This is a genomic window from Ensifer sp. BR816 (assembly GCF_000378985.1).
In the GTDB taxonomy this organism is placed as follows: Bacteria; Pseudomonadota; Alphaproteobacteria; order Rhizobiales; family Rhizobiaceae; genus Sinorhizobium.
This window is the reverse complement of the sequence record NZ_KB905370.1, coordinates 3274836-3301059: the sequence shown is the minus strand read 5'-3', so window position 1 is coordinate 3301059 and position 26224 is coordinate 3274836. Positions and strand designations below refer to the sequence as shown.

Below are 26224 nucleotides of genomic sequence, written 5' to 3'. Positions count from 1 at the left end.
GTCGTTCCCCTGTGATCAGTCGAGCGCGGCAAGAACCGCGGCCGTGATGAATTCCGTTCTGTCCTTGCCGGGCACTGTGCCGATGCCGGCGGCAGTGGCCGCCGCAATCGCCGCCATGATCGATTCCGACGCGGCCGCCTCGCCGAGATGCTCCAGCATCATCGCCGCCGACCAGATCGCGGCGATCGGGTTGGCGATGCCGAGATGGGCGATGTCCGGCGCCGATCCGTGCACCGGCTCGAACATCGAGGGGGCGCTGCGATCGGGATTGATGTTGGCGGAGGCCGCGAAGCCGAGACCGCCCTGGATGGCCGCACCGAGATCGGTGAGGATGTCGCCGAAGAGATTGGAGGCGACGACGACGTCGAGGCTTTCCGGCGCCATGACCATGCGGGCGGCCATCGCGTCGATGTGGTAGCTGGCGACCGTCACATCCGGATATTCCCCGGCAAGACGCCCGGTGATCTCGTCCCAGAAGACCATCGAATATTTCTGCGCATTCGACTTCGTCACCGAGGCGAGCTTGCCGCGCCGGGCGCGGGCCTGCTCGAAGCCGAAGCGGAGGATGCGTTCGACACCGGTCCGGGTGAAGATCGAGGTCTCGACCGCGACCTCGTCCGCCGTGCCCTGGTGGACGCGGCCGCCGGCGCCCGAATATTCGCCCTCAGTGTTTTCGCGAATGCAGAGGATGTCGAAGTTGCGTGCCGTCAGCGGACCTTCGACGCCGGGCAGCAGACGATGAGGTCGGATATTGGCGTACTGCACGAAGGCCTTGCGGATCGGCAGCAGCAGCCCGTGCAGCGACACCGAGTCGGGAACCTCCGCCGGCCAGCCGACCGCGCCGAGCAGGATGGCGTCGAAGTCGCGCAGCGTCTCGATGCCGTCGGCCGGCATCATCACCCCGGTCTCCTTGTAATAGGCGCAGGACCAGGGGAAAGCCGTGGCCCCCAGCGCGAAGCCCGACCGGGCCGAGACCTTCTCCAGCACCTCCCAGGCGGCGGCCGTCACGTCCTTGCCGATGCCGTCTCCGGGGATCAATGCGATCGAATAGCTCTTCATCTTCGTCTGTGCCCCATTTTCACAGATTGATCAGCACGCTCTTGCTGCGGCGGTTGGCGAGATAGGCGTCGCGGCCGAGATCCTTGCCGATGCCGGAGCTCTTGTAGCCGCCGGTCGGCAGGATGTGGTCGCGCGAGCGGCCGTAGCGGTTGACCCAGACGGTTCCCGCCTCGAGCCGGCGCGTTACCCGCACGGCACGCGACAGATCACGGGTGAAAACGCCGGCGGCGAGCCCGTAGGTCGGGTGGTCGGCGAGCGCCAACGCTTCCTCCTCGTCGTCGAAGGTCTGCAGCGTCAGCACCGGCCCGAAGATCTCCTCGGTCACGGCCGGAGAGGACTGGTCGACGCCGGCGATCAGCGTCGGCGCGTAGAAATAGCCCTCCCGCTCAAGCTGCCGGCCGCCGAGCAGGCATTCGCCGCCGGCCGCCGCGGCTCTCCGCACGATCGCATCGATGCGGCCGATCTGGCGCTCGGAGATGATCGGAGAATATTGGCTTGCCTCGTCCCAGGTCGGTCCGGGCTGGATCGCCGACATGTGCCCGACGATCGCCGCGGTCAGGCGCTCGGCGATCTTCCGGTCGGCGATGAGCCGCGAACCGGCGACGCAGGCCTGGCCGGCATTGGCGGTGATGTTGCGGGCGATCGCCTCTGCGGCGCGGTCGAGATCGGCATCGGCGAAGACCAGCTGCGGGCTTTTTCCGCCGAGTTCGAGCGTCATCGGCTTGATGCCGGTGCGGGCGACGTTTTCCATGATCGCCGTTCCGGCCGCCGTCGAGCCGGTGAAGCTCACCTTGGCAATGCCTGGATGACCGGTAATGGCATTGCCGGTGGTCGGCCCGTCGCCGAGCACGATATTGACGAGACCGACCGGAAGGCCGGCGCGCACCGAAAGCTCGGCGAGATAGAGCGTCGAGAAGGGCGTCATCTCGGACGGCTTCAAGACGACCGCATTGCCGGCGGCGAGCGCCGGCCCGAGCTTCCAGCCGGCCATCGAGATCGGAAAGTTCCAGGGCGTGATCGCACCGACGACGCCATAGGGCTCGGTCACGATCATTCCGAGATTGTCGTCGTCGGTCGGCACCAGGTCGCCGCCTTCCTTGTCGGCGAATTCGGCGAAGAAGCGGATCTGCTCGGCGGTAACGGCAATATCGCCATCGACGAGATGAGCGACGGGGCGGGTGGAGGCGACCGCCTCGAGTCGAGCAAGCGTCGCCGCTTCCGCTTCGATCAGGTCGGCCCAGCGCGAAAGCGCTCGCGTTCTTTCGCGCGGACGCAGACCCGACCAGCCGCTTTCCTTCAGGGCCCGCCGCGCACTCGCGACCGCCTGATCGACCAGGTCTTCGCCGGCGATGGGGCACTCGGCATAGGCGACGCCATCGGAAGGGCGATGCATGGCGAGCCCGCCGGCCGCGGGCACGTAGCGGCCGCCGATGAAATGGCCCTTGGGGAGTTCGAGCATATCGGGATTGAAACTGAGGGTCATCGCTGCTCCTTGCCTTCCGGGCAAGATTAGCGGCGGTTTTCCGGCAGTTTCACTCGACTGTGCCGATGGCGATGATCGAATACGCTGTTTGACGGGAGCGTTTCAGCGCAATCTTCGGCCGTGTATTCGGTCGCGAGGCTAGCGAGGGACGGCTTTGCGAAGGCGAGGCAGGACGGACGTCATAGGTTGCCATGACGGCTTGCATCGCGGTGCGTGGCTGAAAAGGGCGGGCGACCGGCCCATCGAAATCGCCACAGCGACGAGCCTGTCGAGAGAGCCATTCCCAAGCCCCCCGCAGGTGATCGGGTTCGGCATGCTGGCGGATGTCCTTTGCTAACTCGGCGGCAAATCCTCGCCCGCGATCAGCGGGCAGGGTGAAGAGGTCGCGGAGATGGCGAAGACGGCGAGGGCGCAGAAAAGAGCGCAATCGGAACCGAGAGCCTAGGAGATTTCATAGGCAAGATGCCTGTGGATCAGGTTGAGGTTGAGCCGGCTACGGGCAATGCTGAGCCAGTAGCCGTCCCCCGGGATCTCCTGGTGCTGGAGATCCCGAAATGCCGCCATCAGCCGACCGTCAAATAAATCTTGCGCACGGTCTCGACCGTTCGCCAGACGCCCTTGAAGCCGGGTTTCATCACGAAGCTGTCGCCGGCGCGGTAGGTGACCGGAGCCGCACCACCTTCTTCCGTCAGTTCGACGACGCCCTCGATGATATGGCAGAACTCGAATGTCTCACCCTTGATCGAGCGGGTCTCGCCCGGCGTCGCTTCCCAGACGCCGGTATTGATCATGCCGTCGCGGGCGACGTCCTGCGCCCAGGTCTTGAAGGACGGGTTGCCGGAAATCAGCCGCTCAGGCGTCGGCGTCGCCCGCTTCGGCTCGAACTGCGGATCGGTGTCGATTTTCTTCAGAAGAGACATGGCTTTCCTTTCGGGGTTGCGCTTGATTCAATAGCCGCGATCGCGGTCGATGAGGCCGATGAGGTCGAGGCCGGCTTCATGGCGCCGGATATTGGCGATGACGGTTTTTGCCGCGGTCTCCGGCTGGGTGACGCTGGCGATGTGGGGCGTGATGATCACCTTCGGGTGCCGCCAGAGCGGGTGGTCCGACGGCAGCGGTTCCGGGTCGGTGACGTCGAGGACTGCGCCGGAGAGCTGCCCGCCATCCAGTGCGGTAACGAGCGCGTCCGTATCGAGCTGTGGCCCGCGCCCCGCATGCACGAGGCCGGCGCCGCGCGGGAGTTTCGAAAACAGCGACGCGTCGAGGATGCCGCGTGTCTCCGGGGTGAGCGGCAGCAGGCAGATGAGGATGTCCTGGGCGGCGAGAAAATCGGCAAGACCTCTTTCGCCATGGTAGCACGTGACCCCCGGGATCTCGTGCGGCGAGCGGCTCCAGCCGGCAAGCGGGAAGCCGAAGGGACGGAGGCGGTCCAGGACCGCCTGGCCGAGATTTCCGAGGCCCATGACGCCGACCCGCCGCTCCGTCGCCTGCCGGACCGGGCGCATGCGCCATTCGCCGGCACTCTGCTGGCCGATGTAGCCGGGAAGGTCGCGATGCAGCGCGAGGACGGCGAGCGTCGCATATTCCTGCATCATCCGGGTGATGCCGTCCTCGATCATTCGGACGAGCTTGACCCGTTTCGGCAGGCGGTCGAGCGCGAACTGGTCGACGCCGGCGCCGATAGAGAACAGGACTTCGAGATTGACGTAGCGCTCGAGATCCGGCGGTGCGGTCCATGTCAGCAGATAGCGGACCGCGGCGGGATCGACGCTGCCGGCATCCGTGACGAAAGAAAGCGAGGGAAGCTCGCCGGCGAATTCAGCCGCAAAGATCTTCGCCCGTTCGGCATCCGAGTTGAACAGAAAGGTCATCGTCTTCCCCATTCCTTTTCACGCATCGTTGCCGCATTGCCCCGGCAGAATGCTCCGAAGCTGGCGGAATCGACGGCATTTGGCACCGATTTAATGGGTGGCTTTGACTTGCCGGTCGACCGGATTCAGGCACACAGCCTTTGCCCCAGCGCCTCGATCATGGTTCGGCAGACTGCAAGCTCGCCGATCTCGATATACTCGTCCGCCCGGTGAGCGCGTGCGATGTCGCCCGGACCGCAGATGATCGCGTCGATGCCGGCCGCCTGATAGAGACCCGCTTCCGTTCCGTAGCTGACGGCGGGAAGCGGCTCCTGACCTGTGAGGTCGCGCAGCAGCGCGGCAAGCGGCGCATCTTCATTGAGCGACAGCGACGGATAGGTGCTCAAGCTATCCCAGCGGGTCTTGAAGCCGCGGTCGGCCAGGCTTTCGAGCTTCGCTTCGACGGCCGCGACGAGCCGAGCAGGATCGACCCCCGCCACGGCGCGGGCTTCCAGTTCGATCGTGCAGCGGTCGGGAATGATGTTGACGGCCTGGCCGCCGGCAATCGTGCCGACCTGCAGCGACGAATAGGGGGGCTCGAAATTGCCGTCGAAAGGCCCTTCGGCCAAGGCCTCGGCGGAACGGACCGCTTCGGCGACGATCTCTGCCATGGCGTGAATGGCGTTGAGGCCGAGGTCCGGCCGTGAGGAATGGCCGGATCGGCCGACGATCTCGATGCGGGCGGCGGCCTTGCCCTTGTGGGCACGAATGGCGCGCATTCCGCTAGGCTCGCCCACAATGCAGCCCTCGGGCTTTGCGCAGAGATCCGCAAGGCGCGTGATCAGATGCGGGACGCCGCGGCAACCAGCTTCCTCGTCATAGGAGAAGGCGAGGTGGAGCGGCCGGGAAAGCGGCAGGGAGGCGATCGCCGGCAGGGCCGCGAGAGCGCAAGCCAGAAACCCCTTCATGTCGCTGGTGCCGCGGCCGTAGAGCCGCTCGTCTTCGCGCCGGAGGGTGAACGGGTCGCTGGTCCACGTCGGCTCATTGGCCGGCACCACGTCCATGTGTCCCGACAGCATGATACCCGGCCGGTCGACGGGGCCGATACTGGCGAAAAGGTTGGAGCGATCGCCTTCCGGACCCGGTAGCACGGTCACCTTGGCTCCGAACTCGGTGAGGTAGGTGCGGATCCACTCGACGATGTCGTGGTTCGCCGTTCCGACCACCGAGGGAAAGGCTACGAGCCGGGCGAGGATTTCTTCTGTCTTCATTCTTGCCTCACAGCATGCCGGGTTGGCCGGGGTCGAGGTGGCGTCGCATCAGGATAGGTCCAGAGCGGGCAAATGCCTGCCGAATGATTTGCGGCTTCGGTGGAAAGTGCTGAACTGGGAAAGATCTGAAACGTTTTGTGTTGGGGGCAAGCGGCTACAACTGAACTGGGGCACTCGCTTCCGCCGAGCGAATGCCCATAACGCAGATATCGAGCCAGTGCCTCCGGGGGCGGAACAAACATGGAAAGAACCAATTCGATACAGTTGGATTCCTACGAACTGACCATCGCCGACATCGCCGAAGCCGATCTCGACGCGCTCCATGCCCTATCCATGTCCGTGGGCTGGCCGCATCGGGACGAGGATTGGCAGATCGCCCGCGAGCTTGGCCAAGGCGTCGTGGCGCGCGATGCGATCGGGCGCATACTCGGCTCCGCCATGTGGTTCAACTACGCTCCGGATTTCACCAATATAGGCATGGTCATTACTTCGCCGCGCCTGCAGATGCTTGGCGCCGGCCGGTGGATGATGAACCACGTGTTGGCGCAAATAGGCTCGCGGGCGATCGGACTCAACGCCACCCGCTCGGCGCGGCGGCTTTATGGATCTCTCGGTTTCGTCGCCGAGCGAACCGTCTTCCAGTGTAACGGCGAGGCGGTCGCGCCGCCGGAGGGCTCACTTCCGCCGGGAACGAGGTTGCGCGCTCTGGTGCCGGACGATCTCGACGAAATCACCGCGCTCGATCTCGCCGCCTATCACGCCGATCGCACGCATGTGCTGGCCCGCCTTCTCGGCGTGTCGAAAGGCGTGGCGCTTGTGCGCGACGATCGGATGGCGGCCTATTCGCTCTGCCGGCGCTTCGGGCGCGGCCATCTGGTTGGTCCCGTCGTCGCGGCAAACGACGCCGACGCGATTGCAGTGACGAGGCCGCATGTCGCTGACCATGCGGGAGCGTTCCTCCGTCTCGACACCCGCGAGAAGAGCGGCGCTTTCGCGGAATTCCTCGCGCAGTCGGGCCTTCCGGTCTTTGACACGGTTACCAGCATGTCGCTGGGGCGACGTTGGTTGGTTGAGAAAACGGTCAGCGCAATGCCTGTTATCTATGGCCTCGCCACCCAGGCGCTGGGATAGGGGATCGCGCTTACCGCAACGACAGCCCAAGAAACGGGTTGAATTCGCAGCCTTGCCGCACGATTTTCATGGAAACTCCAGAATCGTGGGAGGCTGTGGCTATGACAGCGCACCAATACCGGATCTTCGAAACGGCGGCCGGCTTCTGCGGCATCGCCTGGAGCGAGCGGGGGATCACACGCTTCCAATTGCCGACGAAAAGCGCGGAAGCCGCCGAGCGCCTTCTGCTCAGGCGCCTGCCCGAGGCGGAACCGCATGAGCCGCCGACGGCAGTCGTGGAAGCCGTTGCCGCGCTGAAACGCTATTTCGAGGGGAGGGAGACGGATTTTTCCGGATTCCCGCTCGATCTCGAAGGACAGGACGCCCTTTTCAAGCAGATCTATGCAGCAGTACGAAATATCCCCTGGGGGCACACGACCACCTATGGCGCGCTCGCCAAGGCGCTCGGTGCCGGTCCGGAAGCGGCGCGCGATGTCGGCCAGGCAATGGCCAAAAATCCGGTGGCGCTGATCATACCGTGCCACCGCGTGCTGGCGGCCGGCGGCAAGGTCGGCGGGTTTTCCGCACCGGGTGGCGCCACCACGAAGCTGCGCATGCTCGAATTGGAAGGCGTTCATCTCGGCCCGCCGGCGCCGGCCCAACATTCTCTGGGATTTTGAACCATGGCTGCGATGGAACCCCGGCCGAAGGAGGGAGCAATGCAGACTTTATCTGAGGCGCGGTTGGGTTCCGCTCGCATGAGCGATACGGCATGGTCCGTCGAGCGACGGAAGATTCTCGACTGGCTCGTGATGGAGACGCGCGAAGAACGCTTCATCGACAATATCTTCGTGGATCTGTGCCGGAGATTGTCGGAGGCCGGGTTGCCCGTTGCCCGCGCAACGCTGCATTTCAGGATTCATCACCCGCAATGGATCGGGGCGCGGATTCTGTGGCGGAAAGGATTGTCGGAGGCGGAAATCGACACCTATGAATATGGCGTCGAAGACAGCACGCAATATCTGAACAGCCCGTTGCACGAGTTCAACGAGGGGGCCGACGAGGTGCGCCGGCATCTGGACGACCCGACGGCCGACGGTCCGGACTACCCGCTCTACGACGAGCTCAGGGCCGAGGGGCTCACCGATTACATGATCTGGCCGCTCTACCACACGCTGGGCAAGCGCCACGCGATCACCTTCGCGAGCGACCGGCCGGGCGGATTCGACGCCGATGATACCGCCTTCCTTTCGGACATTCTCCCCGCGCTGGCGCTCGTCAGCGAAATCCGCCTGAAGAACCGTATGGCTCGAACGCTGCTCGAAACCTATGTCGGGCCGCATGCGAGCGAGCAGATTCTGGCGGGAGCGACGACGCGCGGCAGCGGCGTGACGGTCGGCGCGGCGATCCTGATCTGCGACCTGCGCGACTTCACCAGATTGTCCGATCTCTGGCCGCGGGACGACGTCATCGAGCTCCTCAACGACTACTTCGATGCGATGTCCGAGCCGATCGAGCGGCACGGTGGGGAGATACTGAAATTCATGGGCGACGGGCTGCTGGCGATCTTCCCGCTTGCCGATCCTTGCGCCTGCAGCCAGCTTCTTGCCGCCATCGACGAAGCACAGGCGGCGCTTTCCAGGCTCAACGAGGCCAATCTCAAAAAGGGCCACGATCCGCTCGGCTACGGCATAGGCGTCCATGTCGGCGACGTGATGTACGGCAATATCGGCTCGCGCAAGCGCCTCGATTTCACCGTCATCGGACCGGCCGTCAACATCGCCTCCCGGCTCGAGAGCCTGACCAAGGAACTCAAGCGCCCGGTTCTTCTTTCGAGGGCCTTCGTCGAAAGGGCAGGTTGCGCCGGAGAGCTTGAAAGTCTCGGTTCCTATGCCCTGAGGGGACTGGACGAGCCTGTCGATGTGTTTGCGTTCTCCAACGGCAAATAGGGCAAGGGCGATCAACATCCTTGCCCGTGCATCCGGCCCGTCCTGACGTCGCCGGCTCTTACTTCATCGTATAGACGTTGATCGTGAAATACTTGTCGTCTTGTAGGTGCCGTCGGCGCGAATTTCCTCAAGTGCTTTGTTCAGTTTCTCTCGTAAGTCGTTGTCTTTTTTGCGGGTGGCGATGCCGACGCCGTCGCCGACGAATTTCTTGTTGGCGATAATCGATATTGCTTCTGTTGATCCCCTGCCTCGGCTGGGGCCTCTGGCTCGCATGCGCTTTTCCGCCGGTCACCTTGGAAAACAACTTTACATCCACCGCGTCGTTTGGTTTGTCAGGCGCAGACTTTCGTCGCGATCGTTTTGGAGGAATGGAATGAAACTGCTGCGCTATGGACCCGAAGGGGCGGAGAAGCCCGGCCTGCTGGACGGTGCCGGCAAGATCCGCGATCTCTCCGGTGTGGTCGCCGACGTCGCCGGCGGAGCGCTCGCCGACCTTGGCTGGGCGCGCGGCCTCGAGATCGAGAGCCTTCCGGTGGTCGAGGGCGCGCCCCGGCTCGGCGCCTGCGTTGGCGGCAGCGGAAAGTTTATCTGCATCGGCCTCAACTACGCCGACCACGCGGCGGAGTCCGGTCTCGAGGTTCCGCCGGAGCCGGTGGTCTTCATGAAAGCGACCTCGGCGATCGTCGGCCCCAACGACAATGTCATCATCCCGCGTGGTTCGGTCGCAACCGATTGGGAGGTCGAACTCGGCGTCGTTATCGGCAAAAGGGCCAAATACGTGTCGCAAGCCGAAGCGATGGACCATGTCGCCGGCTATTGCGTCATCAACGACGTCTCGGAGCGCGACTTCCAGACGAAGCGCTCGGGTCAGTGGACCAAGGGCAAGTCCTGCGACTCCTTCGGTCCGACCGGGCCGTGGCTCGTGACCCGCGACGAGATCGCCGATCCACAGAAACTCGCGATGCGGCTGACGGTCAATGGCGAGACCAAGCAGGACGGCTCGACCGAGACAATGGTCTATGGCGTCGCCTATCTGGTCAGCTATCTTTCGCAGTTCATGACGCTCCATCCGGGCGACATCATCTCCACCGGCACCCCGCCCGGCGTCGGCATGGGCTTCAAGCCGCCGCAATACCTGAAGCCCGGCGATGTCATTGAACTGGGCATAGAAGGTCTCGGCACGCAGAAGCAGACCGTCGTCGCGGATGACTGATTGATGGCGTGCGGGGATTGCCCCTCCCCAACCCCACAAGGGGGAGGGGCTCGGCGGGCGCCGCGGTCAACCCACCATTCTCTGCCTTTGCGACTGACAAAAGGAACAATATCGGGGAAGCAGTGCGGCCCAGTAAGTCCCTCCCCCTTGTGGGGAGGGGTTGGGGAGGGGCTGATTGCCGCGTGCTCTTTTCTCGCTAAGCCTTCAGCCGTCCCTGCCGCTTGAGCTGCTGTTCGCGGAAGAAGATGAAGAGGCCGGAGGCGACGATCAGCCCGGCGCCGAGAACCATCGACAGGCGAGGCGTGTCGCCGAAGAACAGCCAGCCGAAGACGATCGCCCAGAAGAGCAGCGTGTACTGAAGCGGCGCGACCGTCGCGGCATCGGCGAGCTTCAGCGCGCGATTGACGAGGACATGGGCGATCATGGCGACGACGCCCAGCAGGCAGAGCAGCCCGGTGTCGATCGGCTTCAGCGGTGTCCAGTCAAAGGGCGCCCAAAGGAGGCCGGCAAGCGCCGCGCCGACGAGCTGCCAGAAGGCGAGCGTCGTATCCGGGGTGCCGCGCAGCGAGCGCCCGGATACCATCATGAATGCAAAGCACATGCTGCCGAGGATGGAAATCAGTGCCGGCAGGGTGAAGGCCTGCGACGAGGGGTCGAGCGCGATGATGACGCCGACGAAGCCGATGCCGATCGCCGTCCAGCGCCGCCAGCCGACATGTTCCTTCAAAACGAGCGGCGACACTGCCGCGACATAGATCGGGGCCGCCAGCCAATAGGTCATGACATCGGCAAGCGGCAGATAGATGACGGCGAAATAGAAGGCGAAAACCTCGGCGGTGGAGGTTACGACTCGCGCCAGTTGCAGGCCCGGCCGCTCGAGGGCGAGAAGCTTGCGTGGGCCGCCAATCCAGAGGAACGGGATGAGCAGCACGACCGCCGCGAGGCTGCGAACCAGCACGACCTGGCCGACCGAATAGGTCGCTACCAGCCATTTGCCCATGACGTCGTTGAGCGAGAACATCAGCATGCCGAGGAGCATAACCAGTACGCCGGCGCGGGCGGCGTTCGATGCAGTGGATGGGGCGGCGGGTACGGTCTCGACGGCCATGGCGGGTTCCTCTTGGAATGCGCAGCCACTGGCATATTCCGACGCTGCAATCCATGCTGCGTTCCTGATCAACTCATCAGCATTGCGAATGAGAGGCTGCGTTCAGCCATCAAGCGCATCGATCCGGCGGGGTAATTCGGCGCCGCGCTAGCCTGCCAACCGCATGTCGGCCCTGGTAAGACCGCCATAGAGTTCGGCATATTTGGCTGCGCTATCGTGCCAGGAGGAGTCCGTCTTCATCCCCTGTTGCTGCAATCCCTCCCAGATGCGCCGGTGCCGGAAGAGCTTCAAGGCGCGGCGCAGCGCAAGCCGCAAACCGTGCGCATCGACCGGAGAAAACTGTATCCCGGTGGCGGCCTGCGCCTGTAGCGCGGCGACATTGGCGTCGATGATCGTTTCCGACAGACCGCCGGTCCGCGCCACGATCGGCACGCAGCCGTATCTCAGCGCATAGAGTTGGGTCAGACCACAGGGTTCGAAGCGGGAGGGAACGAGCATCGCGTCGGCCCCTGCATGGATCTTGTGGGCGATGTACTCTTCGTAGCCGAGCTTCATGGCTATGTGCTGTGGAAATCGCCGGGCGGCATTTTGGAAGGCCTGTTCGATGTCCGCGTCGCCGTTTCCGTGCACGATCAGACGGCCGTCCATCGCGACGATTTCGTCGACGACGGCCGCGAGAAGATCCATGCCTTTCTGCCATGTCAGCCTGTTGATGCTGGCGAACACCGGACCGCTGGTTTGCGGCAAGCCGAAAAGCTCAAGCAGCGACTCGCGGTTCGGCAGCCGCCGGAGAAGCGTTCTCGACGAGTATTGATGCTCGATATGAGGATCCGTGGACGGATCCCACACGTCGACGTCGATGCCGTTGACAATGCCGACGACGTCGTCATGACGTGCATTCATCACGCCTTCGAGGCCCATTCCGAAGGTCGGCGACATGATTTCGCGCGCATAGGTGGGGCTGACCACGGTGACGGCATCTGCGGCCTGCAGGCCGCCCTTCAAGTATCCGAGATCACCATAATATTCGAGGCAGTCGATGGAATAGGCCTCGTCCGGCAAGCCGAGTTCGGAGAAGAGGTGGGCGGGAAATTGTCCCTGGAAGGCCATGTTGTGGACGGTCAGGACGCGCGGGACCTGCGCGTCGGATGCGTATTTGAGATAGACGAGGCTCAAGGCCGCGTGCCAGTCGTGAGCGTGAACGATGTCCGGTCGCCAGTGCTGAACGACGCCGCGCCCGATCTGCGCGGCGACGAGCGAAAAGGCGGCGAAGCGCTTCCAGTTGTCCGGATAGTCCTTGCCGTACTTGTCGGTATACGGGCCACCCGACCTGTGAAAGAAGCCGGGCGCATCGAGGACGAAGAGCTCCAGCCCCTCTGCACGTCCCGCAAGGAGCGTCGCGCTCTCGCCGAAAAGGTTATCATAGCATGCAACCGGCGTGGCTTCGTCGAGTGTCTCCGTCACGGACCGATAGCCCGGCACAAGGCTACGCGTGCGTATGCCGTGCGGTTTCAAGGCCTTGGGAAGCGAACCGGCAAAATCGGCCAGCCCGCCGGTCTTCACCAAGGGAAAAATCTCAGCCGTCACCGAGAGAAGGTTCATCGATCATGTTCCGGAAATTGTCTTGGCCGTTGCCGGCCAGCCGCCGCCCACCTATGCACTACCTTCAACACCAACCACTGCGCAAAGTTCCGCACCGGAATCGAAATTTTTGGACCGCCGGCGGCGCGGGCGGCGGCGGGGCCATTCTGTTGGGGGCGTTTCCCGCCGGCGGCCTCAACTCCGACCCGCTTTGGGGGTACAATCATGATGGTCGTGCGCTCGTTCAATGTGCCAACATGGAAGGAGACTGGTGATGACTTTCAGCCTGATAAGCCCCGCCTTCGCCGAAGGCCAGGCGATCCCGAAAAAATACACGCGCTTCGGCGAGAACATTTTTCCGCCGCTGAAATGGACGGGTACACCCGACGGGACGCAGAGCTTCGCATTGATCGTCGAGGATCCGGATGCCGTCAGGGGCGTTTTTCGGCATTGTGCCATCGTCAACATACCTGGCAATTGGACCGAGCTTTCCGAAGCCGTCGATACCGGACCGGAACATGCCATCAAGTTCATCAGGAACGATTTCGGCAATGCGCGCTATGACGGGCCGCAGCCGCCGGCGGGAACGGGCGTCCATCACTATCACTTCAAGCTCGCCGCGCTGGACACCCGCAATATGTCGATCTCGGATGATGTCGGGGCAGCGCAGGCCTGGGCAGAAGCGCACAAGCACCGGATCGCGGAGGCTGATCTTATCGGCACCTATCAAGGCTGACGACCTCCAGCACCGAGAATTCCTAAAATTCGGCTCGCGGGGGAACCAACCTCCGCGGCCAAGGTTTCGTGGCCATTCCATCCCCGATCAAGGAGCGTTGCGATGGCCAAGAAACCCTCTGCGCCGAACAAATCGAAGCCGGCCACCATCCACGACCAGAAGGCGACCCGCGGCAACGGCGGAGAACTTCATCAGATCGCCGAAGGCGACACTCCCATCTTGACGACGGCGCAGGGCGGACCGGTTGCCGACGATCAGAACAGCCTGCGCGCCGGCGCGCGCGGCCCGACATTGATCGAGGATTTCCATTTCCGCGAAAAGCTTTTCCACTTCGACCATGAGCGTATCCCGGAGCGTGTGGTGCATGCTCGCGGCTATGGCGCGCATGGCTTCTTCGAGACCTATGAATCGCTTGCCGCCTATACGCGGGCGGACCTTTTTCAGCGGGCCGGCGAAAAGACGCCCGCCTTCGTGCGCTTCTCGACGGTTGCCGGCAGCAAGGGTTCCGTCGACCTTGCACGCGACGTGCGCGGTTTCGCCGTCAAGATCTACACCAAGGAGGGCAATTGGGACCTCGTCGGAAACAACATCCCCGTCTTCTTCATCCAGGACGCAATCAAATTTCCGGACGTCATACACGCGGTAAAGCCGGAGCCCGACCGGGAGTTTCCACAGGCGCAATCGGCGCACGACAATTTCTGGGATTTCATCAGCCTGACGCCGGAAAGCATGCATATGGTCATGTGGGTCATGTCCGACCGGGCAATCCCCCGTTCCTTCCGCTTCATGGAGGGCTTCGGCGTTCACACCTTCCGCTTCGTCAATGCCAAGGACGATTCCACCTTCGTCAAGTTCCACTGGAAACCGAAACTGGGCCTGCAGTCCGTTGCCTGGAACGAGGCGGTGAAGATCAACGGTGCGGACCCCGACTTCCACCGGCGCGACCTGTGGCTGGCCATTCAGTCCGGGAATTTCCCGGAGTGGGAGCTGCAGGTGCAGCTTTTCGACCAGGACTTTGCCGACAAGTTCGATTTCGACATCCTCGATCCGACCAAGATCATTCCGGAGGAGGTCCTGCCGACGAAACCTGTCGGGCGGCTGGTTCTGGATCGCATGCCGGACAACTTCTTCGCCGAGACCGAGCAGGTTGCCTTCATGACACAGAACGTGCCGCCGGGCATCGACTTCAGCGACGATCCTTTGCTGCAGGGTCGCAACTTCTCCTATCTCGACACGCAGTTGAAGCGGCTCGGCAGCCCGAATTTCACCCATCTGCCGATCAACGCACCCAAATGTCCCTTCCAACACTTCCAGCAGGACGGTCACATGGCCATGCGCAACCCGGTCGGCCGGGTGAACTACCAGCCGAACTCCTGGGGCGAGGGACCGCGCGAGTCGCCGACGAAGGGCTTCCGCCATTTTGCATCGGAGGAGCAGGGGCCGAAGCTTCGCATTCGGGCGGAAAGCTTCGCGGATCACTATAGCCAGGCGCGCCAGTTCTTCATCAGCCAGACCCCGCCCGAGCAGCGCCATATCGCCGACGCCCTGACCTTCGAATTGAGCAAGGTGGAGACGCCGGTGATCCGCGAGCGGATGGTCGCCCATCTTCTCAACATAGACGAGTCGCTCGGCAAGAAGGTCGGCCATGCGCTCGGCTTCAAGACCATGCCGAAGCCGGCAGAAGCGGCAGTGGCGACCCGGCAGGATCTCGATCCGTCGCCGGCGCTCAGTATCATCGAGCGCGGTCCGAAGCGGTTCGAAGGCCGCAAGCTCGGCATCTTGGCAACGGATGGCGCGGACGCCCAGTTGCTCGACGCAGTCACGGCGGCCGTCACCAAGGAGAAGGCCCTGTACGAAGTGATCGCCCCGAAGATCAGCGGCTTCACCGCCTCGGACGGGAGGTGGGTCGCAGCCCACCAGATGCTCGATGGCGGTCCGTCCGTGCTTTACGATGCAGTGGTGCTGCTCCCTTCGGCAGACGCGGTAGACGAGCTGATCGATGTCGCCACCGCCCGCGACTTCGTGGCCGATGCCTTCGCCCATTGCAAATTTATCGGCTATGCGGGGTCGGCGCTGCCACTGATGCAGCGAGCGGGCATCGCCGATTCTCTCGACGAAGGAACGATCGAATTGAAAGACGCCAGGAGTGTCGCCTCGTTCCTCAAGGAACTCGGCAAGCTTCGCGTCTGGGCGAGGGAGCCCTCCGTCAAGCTGAAATAGGCCAGAACCGCCAGGGGCGTGAAAGATGTCGTCACCCGCGAATCGAAAACCGAGCAAGGAAGCCGGGCTGCCGCGCCCGACCAGAAATGCAAAGGTCGCGACCGGCGCGGCATCGGCCGACGGCTTCGGCCTGCCGGTGAGCACCGCACCGATGGAAGCACGCTCGGCTACGCAGCTCCCGAGTGACGGGGCATGGCAATATGAGCCGAAATGGGACGGGTTTCGCTGCCTCGCCTTCAAATCCGGCGAGGCGGTCGATCTCCGGGCAAAATCCGGCAAACCGCTCGGGCGCTTCTTCCCGGAAATCGTCGAGCAGCTGCGCCAGCTCGACGCTACGCAGTTCGTCGTCGACGGCGAACTGGTGATCGAAGTCGACGGTCGTCTTTCCTTTGACGCCCTGCAGATGCGCCTGCATCCGGCGGCAAGCCGCGTTGAAAAGCTCTCTCGGCTGACGCCTGCTCGGCTCATCCTGTTCGACATGTTGGTCGACCGGGAAGGAGCAATCCTGACCGACAAGCCTCTTCCCGTCCGCAGAGCGGCACTCGAAGCCTTTGTCGCCGAGAACGCCGTTGCGGATAAGCTCGAGCTTTCGCCCTATACGCTCGACCGTCAGGAGGCCGAGCGCTGGCTGGCCTCATGGGAACCCGGCGCCACCGACGGTGTCGTCGTCAAGCGGCGCGACGGGCCCTATGCGTGCGGCGAGCGGGCGATGGTCAAGGTCAAGCGCCTGAAGACGGCCGATTGCGTTGTCGGCGGCTTCCGCTACGAGAACAAGAGTGACGCGGTTGGTTCCCTTCTCCTCGGCCTTTACGACGCGGACGGCACGCTTAACCATGTGGGCTTCACTGCGACGATCTCCGACAAGGAACGGCCCGCATTGACGCGGCGGCTCGAGTCGTTACGCGAGCCGCCCGGCTTTACCGGCAAGGCACCCGGCGGCCCGAGCCGCTGGAGCACGGAGCGCAGCGGCGAATGGGAACCGGTTCGGCCGGAACTGGTGGTCGAGGTGAGGTTCGATCACGTCAGCAGCCGTCGCTTTCGCCACGGTACGAAATTGATGCGCTGGCGTCCCGACAAGGACCCGCGCCAATGCACCTATGAGCAGATCGAGCCGCGTTTAGAACTTGCGGCTGAGGAAGGGTGAGTCCTTCAATCCGAAGCGCCATGGGTGCTCGACGGCTTTGGATATTCCGACGCGAAGGCCGGTTGCAAGTGGTGGGCGCTTCGTCGGCGGGCTCAGTTGGAACGGCTTTCCGTCGAGTGGCAAGCCGTCCTGTTCCTTGCCGATCGCGAGCGCCTGGCCGACCCTTCCCGGCCCGGAACAGAGCAACCTTTCTTGCGAGACGCCGCGCCGCCGCCGCATCGTCTCCTGCCCCCATTTGGGCTCGATCGCGCGGATGAGCACGGCACTGCCGGGAAGGCAGACGAAGTTCAGGCACCAGTGGAGGCCGTAGGACAGGTAGACATAGGCATGCGCCGGCGGGCCGAACATCGCACGATTGCGGTTGGTCGCGCCGGCGAAGCTGTGGGATGCGGCGTCGCCCGGCAGATAGGCTTCCGTCTCGACAATGATGCCGCCAACGCCGGAAACGCAAAATTCGGCGCCGATCAGGTCGGCGGCGACCGCGACGGCGTCGCGCGCAAAGAAACTGTCATCCCACTTCAATCGATCGCGCCTCCCGGTCCGTGCCAATCTTAAACGCTCCCCTCGCGCTCGCCAACGTTGTCTTCCGGTTTCATCATGTGTCCATTGAGAACTTTCCGCGAACATCCGAAACCTGTAGTGTGACGCCCATATCGCATACGAAGGATCAAACACGATGGCGCAACGAGCGGGCAATGCGGATCTTCCCCTGCATGGTGGGCGGGTTCCGAAGTGGCTCGGCGACCGCATGACGCGGCTCGGCGCGCTGATCACCGAGGCGATCGTCCAGCATTACGGGCGCGACGAATTCCTGAGGCGGCTTGCCCACCCGTTCTGGTTCCAGTCCTTTGGCTCGGTCATGGGCATGGATTGGCATTCGTCAGGCATCACCACCAGCGTCATCGGCGCCCTGAAGCGCGGCTTGACGCCTCTTTCGGGCGAGCTTGGCATTCACGTCTGCGGCGGCCGCGGCCAGCATTCCCGCAAGACGCCGGGCGAACTCGTCACGATCGGCGATCGCATCGGTTTTGACGGTGCGGCGCTTGCCGATGCGAGCCGCCTCGTCGCCAAGGTCGACAGCGCCGCCGTCCAAGACGGCTTCGACCTCTATCTCCATGGCTTCATCGTCACCGACGATGCAAAATGGGTCGTCGTCCAGCAGGGGATGAACGGCGACCGGCGGCAGGCGCGGCGCTATCATTGGCTTTCCGAGGGCCTGGAAAGTTTCGTCGACTCGCCGCATGCGGCGATCGAGGGGCGGGAGCAGGGCAAGATCATCAACCTTGCGGACCGGCGGGCGGGCGCCTCGCGAACGAGCCAGCTCGATCTCTTGCGTGCGCTCGGACCCGATGGGTTGGTGCGCGAGCTGGCGACAATCGAGGCGCGCGGTGCGGGACCAGCGGCGCCGGCCCAGCCGATGCTGCCGCACCTCTTCATGCCGGCCCATCACGATGTCCGCGAAAGCGACGTGAACATGCGGCGCCTGCACGGCAATCTTGCCGCCGCTGCCGATCGAGGACCGAAAGACTTCGAGGAACTGCTTCTCGTGCCGGGTGTCGGCGCGCGCACCGTCAAGGCGCTCGCCATGGTCGCCGAGGTAGTGCACGGCACGCCGTGCCGTTTTTCCGACCCGGCGCGCTTTTCGCTCGCCCATGGCGGCAAGGACCGCCACCCCTTTCCGGTGCCGCTCAAGGTCTATGACGAGACGATCAACGTGATGAAATCGGCAGTCCAGAAGGGACGGCTCGGGCAAGAGGAGGAACTCGCTGCCTTGAGGCGGCTCGACGACCAGTCGCGCCGTCTGGAGCGTTACGTCACCGGGCCGGACCTCAAGGAAATCGTCGCCGGGGAGTTCAGGGATTCGGCCCGCTTCGGTGGCCGCAGCGTGTTCGGCTGGGAGCGCGAGCATGAGGGCGGCAGGGACGGCGACACAGCCGCCGTTAGAAGCCGTACCCGCAACTGATTCAGGAACAATCATCCAGCCGGTCGATTAGGGTGCGCGAGTTCCGGGCGAAGACGGTGCTTGGCCTCGCCCGCGCAAGACAACCAAGCTGGAGGAGGTTCCGGTGAGCGCTTCCAAGACCACGACCAACCACGACATAATCCGCAAATGGGCAGAGGGACGCGACGGCCACCCGGCTCGCGTCAGGGGCGCATCCGATGGCGGATTGCTGCGCATCGACTTCGGCAAGCCCGAGGAAAGGCTGGAGGCAATCCCCTGGGAGCAGTTCTTCGAGATTTTTGACGAGAACAAGCTCACCTTCCTCTACCAGGACCGGACCGAAGACGGGAAAGTCAGTCGATTCTTCAAGTTCATCGATCGCGACTGAGTTCGCGGAGCGTTCACTGGAACGCTTTCCTTGCCCGGTGGTTCCCGTTGGACCACCGGAGGATTTGATGATGGTTACAATCACAAACCCGGTTGCCGCGGAGGAGGAGGACAAGAAGAGACGTCCATTGCTGCCGGAGGCCGGGGGCGCGGCCGGCGGAGTACCGACTGCGCTATAGAGTTGACGAGCACGAAGACCTCGACGGCCCGACTTCGCTCTTCTGGCGCGGCGTGTGGATGACAGTCTTTTAATGGCCGTCTGCAACGGCGACGGTTCAGCCGGAGCGGCTACTCGGTCGCAACGAGCCTCTCGATATCCTCCAGACGCGACTTCAGCTTCTGAATCTCGTCGCGCTTCTCGGCCACCACATCCTTTGCCGTTTCAATCCGGTCGGCACCGGGCAATGTACCTATGGCAGTGTGTGCCTCGGTCGCGATCGCGTCGATTTCGGCTTCGAGCCCGCCGATGCGCTCGCGTATTTCAATGATTTGTTGCCGGATCGACGCCTGCGATCTTGCCGTCTGGCGTTTCCGCGCATCGACGGGCTCGTCGACGCCCGGCGGATCGAGCGGGCGTGCGGCACTCGACGATGAACGGGTTTTTCCATACTTGTTCATGGTTCGCCTCCCGTAAGCGCACTTAACTCCGGGCAGGCGCCGATGTTCCCGGGCACGTGACGCCAGACGGCGAAGGATGCGGATTTTTCGGGACCTCGTCGCGGCGGTTGGAACTTCCTCTCCCAAGGACCGTTTTAATCGATCATGTCCGGGAGGGATTTCATGCAGGACGAAGTATGCCTGGAGCTGCATTTCGATCTGATGAGCGGCAGGGCACTGCTCTGCTGCGGCGACAAGGACTATGTATTGCCGGATATCTATCCCACGAAGGAAACGGCGAGGGTCGCCGCCCAGCAGTTCGCCTGGGAAAAGCTCGGCTGGAAGGACCGGGCACGCGAATTCCGGCAGGCTTCCGAGTTGCCCGTCTGGTTGCGCTGAAATGCCCATAAGGCTCGATGGGCAAGAGCATTAAAAAGAAGACGAAATGGTCGCAAGGGGTGACGGCGCACAGCAACGCGCTGGACATCGAAGCGGGGATTTTTGCGTCTAAGGATCCCCATCAGATTGCAAGCTCCCTGAAACGATCTGCAGAAGCGAGCGACCGGCGCAAGTCGAGCGCGTACCGGTCCGCCATGTCCATGCTGACCTTCTACATCAACGGGCAGGATCGGGATTGAGCCGGGAACAGAAGCACGTGCTGGAAAAGGCGAAAGACGAGCTCAGAAGGGATTTCGGGCGCACGCCCGCAGGGTAACTGCAAACGAGGGCATCTCATGGCGTTCAAGCTCTACTACTGGGACGGTATCCCCGGCCGCGGCGAATTTGTGCGTCTCGCTTTCGAGGAGGCGGGGGTCGACTATCTCGACGTCGCGCGCCAGCCAGGCGGCACCGACGCGATGCTAAGGATGATGAAGGACGCCGGCGAGGCAACCGTACCCTTCGCGCCGCCGTTTCTGGTCGATGGCGAACTGGTGATTTCCCACGTTGCCAATATCCTGTTCTATCTCGGCCCGAGATTGGGGTTGGCGCCGGAGGAAGAGGATCTCCGCTACGTTGCCAACGGTCTGCAACTGACGATCACCGATTGCGTCGCAGAGGTACACGACACGCACCACCCGATCGGCGTGTCACTCTATTACGAGGAGCAGCGGCTCGAAGCGGAAAAGCGCACCGCGAACTTTCTGTCGGAGCGCCTGCCGAAATATCTCGGCCATTTCGAGCGTGTTCTCACGGAAAATCCCGAGGGCCGGGAGCACAGTGTCGGCGGGCAACTGAGCTATGTCGATCTTTCACTGTTTCAGCTGGTCGAGGGGCTGCGCTATGCGTTTCCAAACGCCATGGGTGCCTGCGAGGATCAGGTCCCGACGCTCATTGCGCTGCACGATGCGGTAGCGGCGCGCCCGCGCATTCGCAGCTACCTAGCCTCCGATCGGCGCTTGCCCTTCAACGAATCCTGCGTTTTCCGACATTATCCCGAGCTCGATCGTCAGGCGTGAGCCTCTACTCGACCTGGGCCGCGATCTTGGCGAGATCCTTGACGAAGCGTCCGCGTTCCGCCGCGGCGTCCACTCTGTTCCGGATTCTCAGGAGATAGGAGGGATGGATCGTAACGAGGACAGGATAGCCGGCGGGCGTGGTGATCAGGTCGCCGCGGTTTTTCAGCACGCCGGCGCGGCGTCCGAGCAGCGAAGCAAGTGCCGTTGCGCCGAGCGCCACGACGACCTTGGGGTGTAGCTCCTCGAGCTCTGCGCCGAGCCACCAGGAACAACGCTCGATCTCGCCGGCGTTTGGCCGCGAATGCAGCCGGCGCTTGCCGCGCTCTTCGAATTTGAAATGCTTGACCGCATTGGTGAGATAGCAGCTCGAGCGATCGATACCCGCCTCGTGCAGGCATTCGTCGAGAATTCGCCCGGCTGGACCGACGAAGGGACGACCCGCCAGATCCTCGCGATCGCCAGGCTGTTCGCCGACCAGGACGACGCGCGCCTCGCCCGGTCCTTCGCCGAACACGAGCTGCGTGGCGTGTTTGTAGAGGTCGCAGCGTTCGCAGCCCTCGGCCTGTTTGCGCAGCGCCGCGATGGAGTTTGCCTCGGCATGCTCGCCGGAGAGGGCCGGGCCCATTTTGACGGGTTCACGCGGCATGTGTCGAAAGGCGGAAGCCTCGATCCATATCAATCGTCTCAAGGACCAAACTACCGGGCCGCTGCCATGTTCCGATCACCAACCTGGCTCAACGCCTGACGGCAGCAACGAAACCCGGCCCCGGCAATTCGGAGCCTTCCAGGTTTTCGCCACCATAAATGGGTTCGCCGCGGATCGGCGGAACGGATCGCCTCTCTGCCAGGAGATTGGCCCGGAGCTCGAGAACGGGCCCTGCGAACGACCAGTCGATGGCGACAATGCCGTCACCGGCCGGATGGACCTCAAAGCTCGGGAGACCGCAATCCGAGAGGAGCGGTACGATGTGCCGTTGCCGGATATCGGCGAGTTGACGCATGAAGGCGAGATGGAGCCTGCCCGCCGGGCTCTCCGCGCGTTCCCAGCGAAGCTTGGAATCGGCGAAGGTGCGAGGATCGAGCGGATCGGGAAGATCATCGGCCGTCTTGCCGTGCGGCATGCCGCCGAAATTCTCGGCCTCGCCTTGCCGCCCGCAACGAACGGCCTCGCCGAGTTCGCCCTGATAATCGGCGAAGAACAGGAATGGCTGGTCTTCCGCATATTCCTCGCCCATGAAGAGCAGGGGAATCTGCGGCGAGAGCATCAGCATTGCGGTCATCACGTGTAGCTGTTCACTGCCGACAAGCGAAACGAGGCGCTCGCCAAAGGCCCGGTTTCCGATCTGATCGTGGTTTTGAAGGTAGCTCACCCGCGCCTGCGGTGGCACAGCTGCCTGATGAGCGGGCACTCCTTTGGACGTCTCAAACGAAGCGAAGCCGTCGGTCATCGCTTCGTGCAATGCCTTCCAGGGGTTCTTGGCGAAAGGCCGATAGTGGCCCTTTGCTTCGCCTGTCGTCATTACATGGTGGGCGTGGTGAACATCGTCGTTCCATCCGGCGGTGAAGAACGCGACCGCCCCGTCGGCGTCGCGCCGCAGCAGAGTGCGGCGATGGGCGGCATCCTCGATCACCAGATGGACGCTTCGATCGGTAAATGTCTCGCGTACCTCGCGCGCCAGCGCGGCAAGAAAATGCGGCTCGCTGGTGTCGCGTATCTGGTCCGTCGCATCGAGGCGCAGCCCGTCGAAGCGGTAGTCACCGAGCCAATAGAGTGCATTCTCGATGAAAAAGCGTCGCACCGCGGGCTCCTCGAAGGCTATCGAGGCCCCCCATGGCGTCGGTCGATCGCTGTTGAAGAAGCGGCCGGCGTAGCGGCCTAGGTCATTGTGCAGTGGTCCGAAGTGATTATAGACGACGTCGAGCAAGACCATCATATCGAGCCCGTGCGCCGCATCGACCAGCGCCTTGAGGTCGTCCGGCGTTCCATAGGCATGGTGTGGCGCGTAGGGCAGCACGCCGTCATAGCCCCAGCCGCGCACCCCCGGAAACTCGACGACCGGCATGATCTCGATCGCGGTGATCCCGGCTTCGGCGAGATCCGGCAGCCGCCTGGCCGCCGCGCGAAACGTGCCTTCCGGCGTAAAGCAGCCGACATGCAGCTCCGAGATGATCGCCTCTTCCCACGGGCGACCGCGCCAGGAGGCGGCCCGCCACTCGTAGACCGACTGATCGACGAGCACCGACGGGCCGCTGGCCCCCTCCGCCTGGGCGCAGGAGGCGGCATCGGCGACGCGCGTCCCGTCGGAAAGCTCGAACCAATATCGGTCTCCCGCTCGCGCCCGCGCCGAGACTTCGAACCAGCCGCCCTCGAGCGCCCGCATCGGGTGCGGGGCACCATCGAGAACGAGGCGAACGGCAGGCTCGTCGGGCGCCCATAGGCGAAAGTGCGCGACATCGCCAGACGTGAGGACGGCGCCCCAAGTCTTCCGGACATGGTTGGGCATTCGTTTTTCCTTGCTGCTATCAGATCGGCAAGAGATGAAAACTGCCGGGACACGCCGAAAGTTCCGCCGCACCTTCGGCGTGGGGCCGGTCGCCGGAACAAATTTCCACCCGTCGGCGTTGCCCCCTCACTTCCACGACGCTGCAGGGGGCGCGACGACACGAATGAATGTGGCTTTCTCCGAACTGGATTTCCTGAAGCCGGAACTCGGCGCCGAATATACCGGCCAGGGCACGCATTTCGCGGTGTTTTCCGCCCATGCCGAGACCATCGAGCTCTGTCTCTTTTCCGAGGATGGCAGCAAGGAGACGGCCCGCCTTCCCCTGCCGAAACGGGAAGGCGATATCTGGTCCGGATATATCGAGGGGCTTGGTCCAGGCACGCTCTACGGTTACCGCGCCTACGGGCCCTATGACCCGCACAACGGACATCGTTTCAACCCGAACAAGCTGCTGCTCGATCCCTATGCGAAACAGGTGGCTGGGCAGTTCGCCTGGGACGACGCGCTGTTCGGCTACACCATCGGCAGCCCGGAGGGCGACCTCTCCTTTGACGAGCGCGATAGCGGACCCCTCATGGTCAAGGGCGTCGTTCAGGATCCGACCTTCGACTGGGACGGCGAGGAGGCGATCCGCCGGCCCTGGACGGAGACGATCATCTACGAGACCCACCTTCGCGGCATGACCATGACGCATCCGGGCGTGCCGGACGAGTTGCGCGGCACCTTTCTCGGCATGGCCAGCGATCCGATCATTGATCATCTGACGAAGCTCGGTGTCTCCGCGGTCGAGCTCCTGCCGGTGCAATATTTCCTCGACGACCGGTACCTGGCCGAACGGAGCCTCAGAAACTATTGGGGTTACCAGCCGCTCGGGTATTTTGCGCCGCAGGCGCGCTACCTCACGGGGACCAGGATTACCGAGTTCAAGACGATGGTGAAGCGCTTCCATGCCGCCGGCATCGAGGTTTTGATGGACGTCGTCTACAACCACACCGCCGAGGGTTCGGAACAGGGGCCGACGCTCAGCTTCCGCGGCCTCGACAATCTCAGCTATTACCGCCAGTCGCCGGAGCAGCTCCGACACACATTTGACATGACCGGCACCGGCAATACACTGAATGTCGCGCACCCCATGGTGCTGCGCATGGTGCTCGACAGCCTCCGCTACTGGGTCGGCGTCATGCACATCGACGGTTTCCGCTTCGACCTGGCGAGCGCGCTGGGGCGCGAATACATGGAGTTCGACCGCGAGGGCGGTTTTTTCGACGCGATCAGGCAGGATCCGATCCTCGCCGGCGTTAAGCTCATTGCGGAGCCCTGGGATATCGGCGAGGGCGGCTACCAGCTCGGCGGCTTTCCGCCACCCTTCCGCGAGTGGAACGACCGCTTCCGCGACGACGTCCGCCGCTTCTGGAAGGGAGACGGCGGCGTTGTGCCGGTGCTTGCCGAACGGCTCGCGGGCTCGCCCGTTCAGTTCAACCATTCCGGCCGCGCCGCGACCACGTCGGTCAATCTCTTGAGCGCGCATGACGGCTTCACGCTGATGGATACGGTTTCCTATGCGGAGAAGCACAACGAGGCCAACGGCGAGGACAATCGCGACGGCCACTCGGACAACCACTCCGACAATATGGGTGCCGAGGGGCCAACCGATGACCCCGCGATCGACCGGGCACGGCGGCGCCGCCGCTCCGCCATGCTCGCCACCCTGATGCTCGGCCAGGGCGTTCCGATGGTTCTCGGCGGCGATGAACTCGGCAACAGCCAGGGCGGAAACAACAATGCCTATTGCCAGGACAACGAGATCGGCTGGATCGACTGGAGCCGGACAGACGACGCCTTCCTCGACTTCTGCCGCAAGATGATCGCCTTCCGGCGGGAGCATCCGGTGCTGCGCCAGGAAAACTTTCTCGAAGGCGCCATCGACGAGCACGGACGCATCGAGATCGCCTGGTACAAGCCCGATGGCAGCCAGATGGACGAGGCGGAGTGGGGCGATGGCGAATTGCGCATTCTTGGCGTCTATCTCTGCCGCCTCTCAACCGCCGAGGCGCCGGGAGAGCTATTCCTCGTCTTCAATGCCGGCGGCGACTGTGACGTCGTGCTGCCGCCCGCACACGGCGCCGAGGATTGGCGATGGGCGCTCAACACCGCCGAGGACGAGGCCTTCGTCACGCACATCGCCAAGGATCGGGAGACGATCCCTGCGCAGAGCGTCGCCGCTTTCGTCCCTCTGGCTCCTCGGGCGTGAGGTCGCCCGCCAGCGAAACCAGTCCCGGGCAGTCATAGCCGCCCTCTCGTGGAACATTCCCGAACGAGGGGGATTGTCTCATCGACAACCCTTTCGACGAACGGAGGCAGGAAATGCCAAATCCGCGTCAGCCGGATCCGACTTCGCCCCAACCTCCGCCTTGGGAGCCGGAGCCGCCGATCGGCGAGCCTGAACCAGATCGCCTGCCGGACGAGGCGCCCGTACCAAATCCCGACGAAAATCCGGAGCCTCCCAAGCATTTCGCCGACTAGGCGTTCGATGCCAGAATAGCTTCTGGCCCATGGAACAAATGGGCGGTCGTCCCGTTTGCACTTCGCCGACAAGGCTTCCAACAGCGAGGT

Annotated in this window: 24 protein-coding genes and 2 pseudogenes; 13 read left to right on the top strand and 13 right to left on the bottom strand. The window is 63.5% G+C overall.

The window, feature by feature from the left end; translation table 11 throughout:
• Positions 1–15: 15 nt before the first annotated feature.
• From RHIBR816_RS0115765 to argE, 6 genes are all read right to left on the bottom strand, one after another.
• The gene (locus RHIBR816_RS0115765) at positions 16–1059 is read right to left on the bottom strand and encodes a tartrate dehydrogenase (protein ID WP_018237532.1); all 1044 of its coding nucleotides are present in this window, start codon (positions 1057–1059) and stop codon (positions 16–18) included.
• A 19-nt stretch (positions 1060–1078) separates the two neighbouring features.
• Positions 1079–2542 carry an aldehyde dehydrogenase gene (locus tag RHIBR816_RS0115760; RefSeq protein WP_018237531.1) on the bottom strand — a complete coding sequence of 488 codons (1464 nt, stop codon included), beginning with the start codon at positions 2540–2542 and terminating at the stop codon, positions 1079–1081.
• 441 nt (positions 2543–2983) lie between these two features.
• Positions 2984–3106 (bottom strand): hypothetical protein, encoded by a 123-nt coding sequence (locus tag RHIBR816_RS38880; RefSeq protein WP_018237530.1) that lies wholly within the window; start codon positions 3104–3106, stop codon positions 2984–2986.
• Complete coding sequence (locus RHIBR816_RS0115750; RefSeq protein WP_018237529.1) at positions 3106–3462, bottom strand: cupin domain-containing protein; 357 nt, start codon at positions 3460–3462, stop codon at positions 3106–3108. The genes RHIBR816_RS38880 and RHIBR816_RS0115750 overlap by 1 nt, the downstream gene beginning before the upstream one ends.
• Before the next feature lie 27 nt (positions 3463–3489).
• Positions 3490–4413, bottom strand: coding sequence for a glyoxylate/hydroxypyruvate reductase A (locus RHIBR816_RS0115745; protein ID WP_026187043.1), 924 nt, complete (start codon positions 4411–4413; stop codon positions 3490–3492).
• A 125-nt stretch (positions 4414–4538) separates the two neighbouring features.
• Positions 4539–5663 (bottom strand): acetylornithine deacetylase, encoded by a 1125-nt coding sequence (gene argE / locus RHIBR816_RS0115740; RefSeq protein ID WP_018237527.1) that lies wholly within the window; start codon positions 5661–5663, stop codon positions 4539–4541.
• Between the two features lie 240 nt (positions 5664–5903).
• Between argE and RHIBR816_RS0115735 the strand changes: the two genes are divergently transcribed.
• The 3 genes from RHIBR816_RS0115735 (at position 5904) to RHIBR816_RS0115725 (ending at position 8722) form a co-directional block, all read left to right on the top strand.
• Entirely contained in the window at positions 5904–6794 is an 891-nt protein-coding gene (locus RHIBR816_RS0115735) for a GNAT family N-acetyltransferase (RefSeq protein WP_018237526.1), read from the top strand.
• A gap of 95 nt (positions 6795–6889) precedes the next feature.
• Positions 6890–7453, top strand: coding sequence for a methylated-DNA--[protein]-cysteine S-methyltransferase (locus RHIBR816_RS0115730; RefSeq protein WP_026187042.1), 564 nt, complete (start codon positions 6890–6892; stop codon positions 7451–7453).
• Positions 7454–7492: 39 nt separating this feature from the next.
• Positions 7493–8722, top strand: a complete 1230-nt coding sequence (locus RHIBR816_RS0115725) for an adenylate/guanylate cyclase domain-containing protein (protein ID WP_084811086.1) — start codon at positions 7493–7495, stop codon at positions 8720–8722.
• A gap of 58 nt (positions 8723–8780) precedes the next feature.
• Here the strand turns inward: RHIBR816_RS0115725 and RHIBR816_RS35985 are convergent.
• Positions 8781–8941, bottom strand: a pseudogene (locus tag RHIBR816_RS35985) (amino acid ABC transporter); the annotation flags it as partial.
• Between the two features lie 154 nt (positions 8942–9095).
• On the opposite strand from RHIBR816_RS35985, the gene RHIBR816_RS0115720 reads away from it, so the two are divergent.
• Positions 9096–9935 (top strand): fumarylacetoacetate hydrolase family protein, encoded by an 840-nt coding sequence (locus RHIBR816_RS0115720; RefSeq protein WP_018237523.1) that lies wholly within the window; start codon positions 9096–9098, stop codon positions 9933–9935.
• 196 nt (positions 9936–10131) lie between these two features.
• Here the strand turns inward: RHIBR816_RS0115720 and RHIBR816_RS0115715 are convergent, their stop codons facing one another.
• Together RHIBR816_RS0115715 and glgA are read right to left on the bottom strand one after the other, a co-directional pair.
• Positions 10132–11043 carry a DMT family transporter gene (locus RHIBR816_RS0115715; RefSeq protein ID WP_018237522.1) on the bottom strand — a complete coding sequence of 304 codons (912 nt, stop codon included), beginning with the start codon at positions 11041–11043 and terminating at the stop codon, positions 10132–10134.
• Between the two features lie 147 nt (positions 11044–11190).
• Positions 11191–12645, bottom strand: coding sequence for a glycogen synthase GlgA (gene glgA, locus RHIBR816_RS0115710; RefSeq protein ID WP_018237521.1), 1455 nt, complete (start codon positions 12643–12645; stop codon positions 11191–11193).
• A 253-nt stretch (positions 12646–12898) separates the two neighbouring features.
• Here glgA and RHIBR816_RS0115705 point away from each other — a divergent pair, with 253 nt between their 5' ends.
• From RHIBR816_RS0115705 to RHIBR816_RS0115695, 3 genes are all read left to right on the top strand, one after another.
• Positions 12899–13360: a YbhB/YbcL family Raf kinase inhibitor-like protein gene (locus RHIBR816_RS0115705; protein WP_018237520.1), complete on the top strand. Its 462-nt coding sequence runs from the start codon at positions 12899–12901 to the stop codon at positions 13358–13360.
• A 102-nt stretch (positions 13361–13462) separates the two neighbouring features.
• Positions 13463–15580 (top strand): catalase C, encoded by a 2118-nt coding sequence (gene catE / locus RHIBR816_RS0115700; protein WP_018237519.1) that lies wholly within the window; start codon positions 13463–13465, stop codon positions 15578–15580.
• A gap of 25 nt (positions 15581–15605) precedes the next feature.
• Positions 15606–16724, top strand: coding sequence for an ATP-dependent DNA ligase (locus tag RHIBR816_RS0115695; protein WP_018237518.1), 1119 nt, complete (start codon positions 15606–15608; stop codon positions 16722–16724).
• Here the strand turns inward: RHIBR816_RS0115695 and RHIBR816_RS0115690 are convergent.
• A complete protein-coding gene (locus tag RHIBR816_RS0115690) occupies positions 16698–17246 on the bottom strand; it encodes a DNA-3-methyladenine glycosylase (RefSeq protein ID WP_018237517.1) in 549 nt (182 codons plus the stop codon). The genes RHIBR816_RS0115695 and RHIBR816_RS0115690 overlap by 27 nt on opposite strands.
• Before the next feature lie 154 nt (positions 17247–17400).
• Here RHIBR816_RS0115690 and RHIBR816_RS0115685 point away from each other — a divergent pair, with 154 nt between their 5' ends.
• A complete protein-coding gene (locus tag RHIBR816_RS0115685) occupies positions 17401–18687 on the top strand; it encodes a DUF763 domain-containing protein (RefSeq protein WP_018237516.1) in 1287 nt (428 codons plus the stop codon).
• 103 nt (positions 18688–18790) lie between these two features.
• The gene (locus RHIBR816_RS0115680; protein ID WP_018237515.1) at positions 18791–19054 is read left to right on the top strand and encodes a hypothetical protein; all 264 of its coding nucleotides are present in this window, start codon (positions 18791–18793) and stop codon (positions 19052–19054) included.
• Between the two features lie 287 nt (positions 19055–19341).
• Here the strand turns inward: RHIBR816_RS0115680 and RHIBR816_RS0115670 are convergent, their stop codons facing one another.
• Positions 19342–19671, bottom strand: coding sequence for a hypothetical protein (locus tag RHIBR816_RS0115670; protein ID WP_018237514.1), 330 nt, complete (start codon positions 19669–19671; stop codon positions 19342–19344).
• A 162-nt stretch (positions 19672–19833) separates the two neighbouring features.
• On the opposite strand from RHIBR816_RS0115670, the gene RHIBR816_RS0115665 reads away from it, so the two are divergent.
• The 3 genes and pseudogenes from RHIBR816_RS0115665 to RHIBR816_RS0115655 all read left to right on the top strand — a co-directional run bounded on the left by RHIBR816_RS0115665 (position 19834) and on the right by RHIBR816_RS0115655 (position 21107).
• On the top strand, positions 19834–20049 hold the full coding sequence (locus RHIBR816_RS0115665) for a hypothetical protein (protein ID WP_018237513.1): 216 nt from the start codon (positions 19834–19836) through the stop codon (positions 20047–20049).
• Between the two features lie 17 nt (positions 20050–20066).
• Positions 20067–20365, top strand: a pseudogene (locus RHIBR816_RS34215) (DUF3175 domain-containing protein).
• Positions 20366–20384: 19 nt separating this feature from the next.
• Complete coding sequence (locus RHIBR816_RS0115655; RefSeq protein ID WP_018237511.1) at positions 20385–21107, top strand: glutathione S-transferase; 723 nt, start codon at positions 20385–20387, stop codon at positions 21105–21107.
• 4 nt (positions 21108–21111) lie between these two features.
• Here the strand turns inward: RHIBR816_RS0115655 and RHIBR816_RS0115650 are convergent, their stop codons facing one another.
• Positions 21112–21753 (bottom strand): UdgX family uracil-DNA binding protein, encoded by a 642-nt coding sequence (locus tag RHIBR816_RS0115650; RefSeq protein ID WP_026187040.1) that lies wholly within the window; start codon positions 21751–21753, stop codon positions 21112–21114.
• 88 nt (positions 21754–21841) lie between these two features.
• Complete coding sequence (treZ, locus tag RHIBR816_RS0115645; protein ID WP_018237509.1) at positions 21842–23611, bottom strand: malto-oligosyltrehalose trehalohydrolase; 1770 nt, start codon at positions 23609–23611, stop codon at positions 21842–21844.
• A gap of 163 nt (positions 23612–23774) precedes the next feature.
• Here treZ and glgX point away from each other — a divergent pair, with 163 nt between their 5' ends.
• Complete coding sequence (gene glgX / locus RHIBR816_RS0115640; protein ID WP_018237508.1) at positions 23775–25862, top strand: glycogen debranching protein GlgX; 2088 nt, start codon at positions 23775–23777, stop codon at positions 25860–25862.
• Positions 25863–26224 lie beyond the last annotated feature (362 nt).

Bases quoted from the DNA above. Each gene is read 5' to 3' on its own strand.
- RHIBR816_RS0115765 (WP_018237532.1), bottom strand. From the start codon at position 1,059: ATGAAGAGCTATTCGATCGCATTGATCCCCGGAGACGGCATCGGCAAG.
- RHIBR816_RS0115760 (WP_018237531.1), bottom strand. From the start codon at position 2,542: ATGACCCTCAGTTTCAATCCCGATATGCTCGAACTCCCCAAGGGCCAT.
- RHIBR816_RS38880 (WP_018237530.1), bottom strand. From the start codon at position 3,106: ATGGCGGCATTTCGGGATCTCCAGCACCAGGAGATCCCGGGGGACGGC.
- RHIBR816_RS0115750 (WP_018237529.1), bottom strand. From the start codon at position 3,462: ATGTCTCTTCTGAAGAAAATCGACACCGATCCGCAGTTCGAGCCGAAG.
- RHIBR816_RS0115745 (WP_026187043.1), bottom strand. From the start codon at position 4,413: ATGACCTTTCTGTTCAACTCGGATGCCGAACGGGCGAAGATCTTTGCG.
- argE (WP_018237527.1), bottom strand. From the start codon at position 5,663: ATGAAGACAGAAGAAATCCTCGCCCGGCTCGTAGCCTTTCCCTCGGTG.
- RHIBR816_RS0115735 (WP_018237526.1), top strand. From the start codon at position 5,904: ATGGAAAGAACCAATTCGATACAGTTGGATTCCTACGAACTGACCATC.
- RHIBR816_RS0115725 (WP_084811086.1), top strand. From the start codon at position 7,493: ATGCAGACTTTATCTGAGGCGCGGTTGGGTTCCGCTCGCATGAGCGAT.
- RHIBR816_RS0115720 (WP_018237523.1), top strand. From the start codon at position 9,096: ATGAAACTGCTGCGCTATGGACCCGAAGGGGCGGAGAAGCCCGGCCTG.
- RHIBR816_RS0115715 (WP_018237522.1), bottom strand. From the start codon at position 11,043: ATGGCCGTCGAGACCGTACCCGCCGCCCCATCCACTGCATCGAACGCC.
- glgA (WP_018237521.1), bottom strand. From the start codon at position 12,645: ATGAACCTTCTCTCGGTGACGGCTGAGATTTTTCCCTTGGTGAAGACC.
- RHIBR816_RS0115705 (WP_018237520.1), top strand. From the start codon at position 12,899: ATGACTTTCAGCCTGATAAGCCCCGCCTTCGCCGAAGGCCAGGCGATC.
- catE (WP_018237519.1), top strand. From the start codon at position 13,463: ATGGCCAAGAAACCCTCTGCGCCGAACAAATCGAAGCCGGCCACCATC.
- RHIBR816_RS0115695 (WP_018237518.1), top strand. From the start codon at position 15,606: ATGTCGTCACCCGCGAATCGAAAACCGAGCAAGGAAGCCGGGCTGCCG.
- RHIBR816_RS0115685 (WP_018237516.1), top strand. From the start codon at position 17,401: ATGGCGCAACGAGCGGGCAATGCGGATCTTCCCCTGCATGGTGGGCGG.
- RHIBR816_RS0115670 (WP_018237514.1), bottom strand. From the start codon at position 19,671: ATGAACAAGTATGGAAAAACCCGTTCATCGTCGAGTGCCGCACGCCCG.
- RHIBR816_RS0115665 (WP_018237513.1), top strand. From the start codon at position 19,834: ATGCAGGACGAAGTATGCCTGGAGCTGCATTTCGATCTGATGAGCGGC.
- RHIBR816_RS0115655 (WP_018237511.1), top strand. From the start codon at position 20,385: ATGGCGTTCAAGCTCTACTACTGGGACGGTATCCCCGGCCGCGGCGAA.
- RHIBR816_RS0115650 (WP_026187040.1), bottom strand. From the start codon at position 21,753: ATGCCGCGTGAACCCGTCAAAATGGGCCCGGCCCTCTCCGGCGAGCAT.
- treZ (WP_018237509.1), bottom strand. From the start codon at position 23,611: ATGCCCAACCATGTCCGGAAGACTTGGGGCGCCGTCCTCACGTCTGGC.
- glgX (WP_018237508.1), top strand. From the start codon at position 23,775: ATGAATGTGGCTTTCTCCGAACTGGATTTCCTGAAGCCGGAACTCGGC.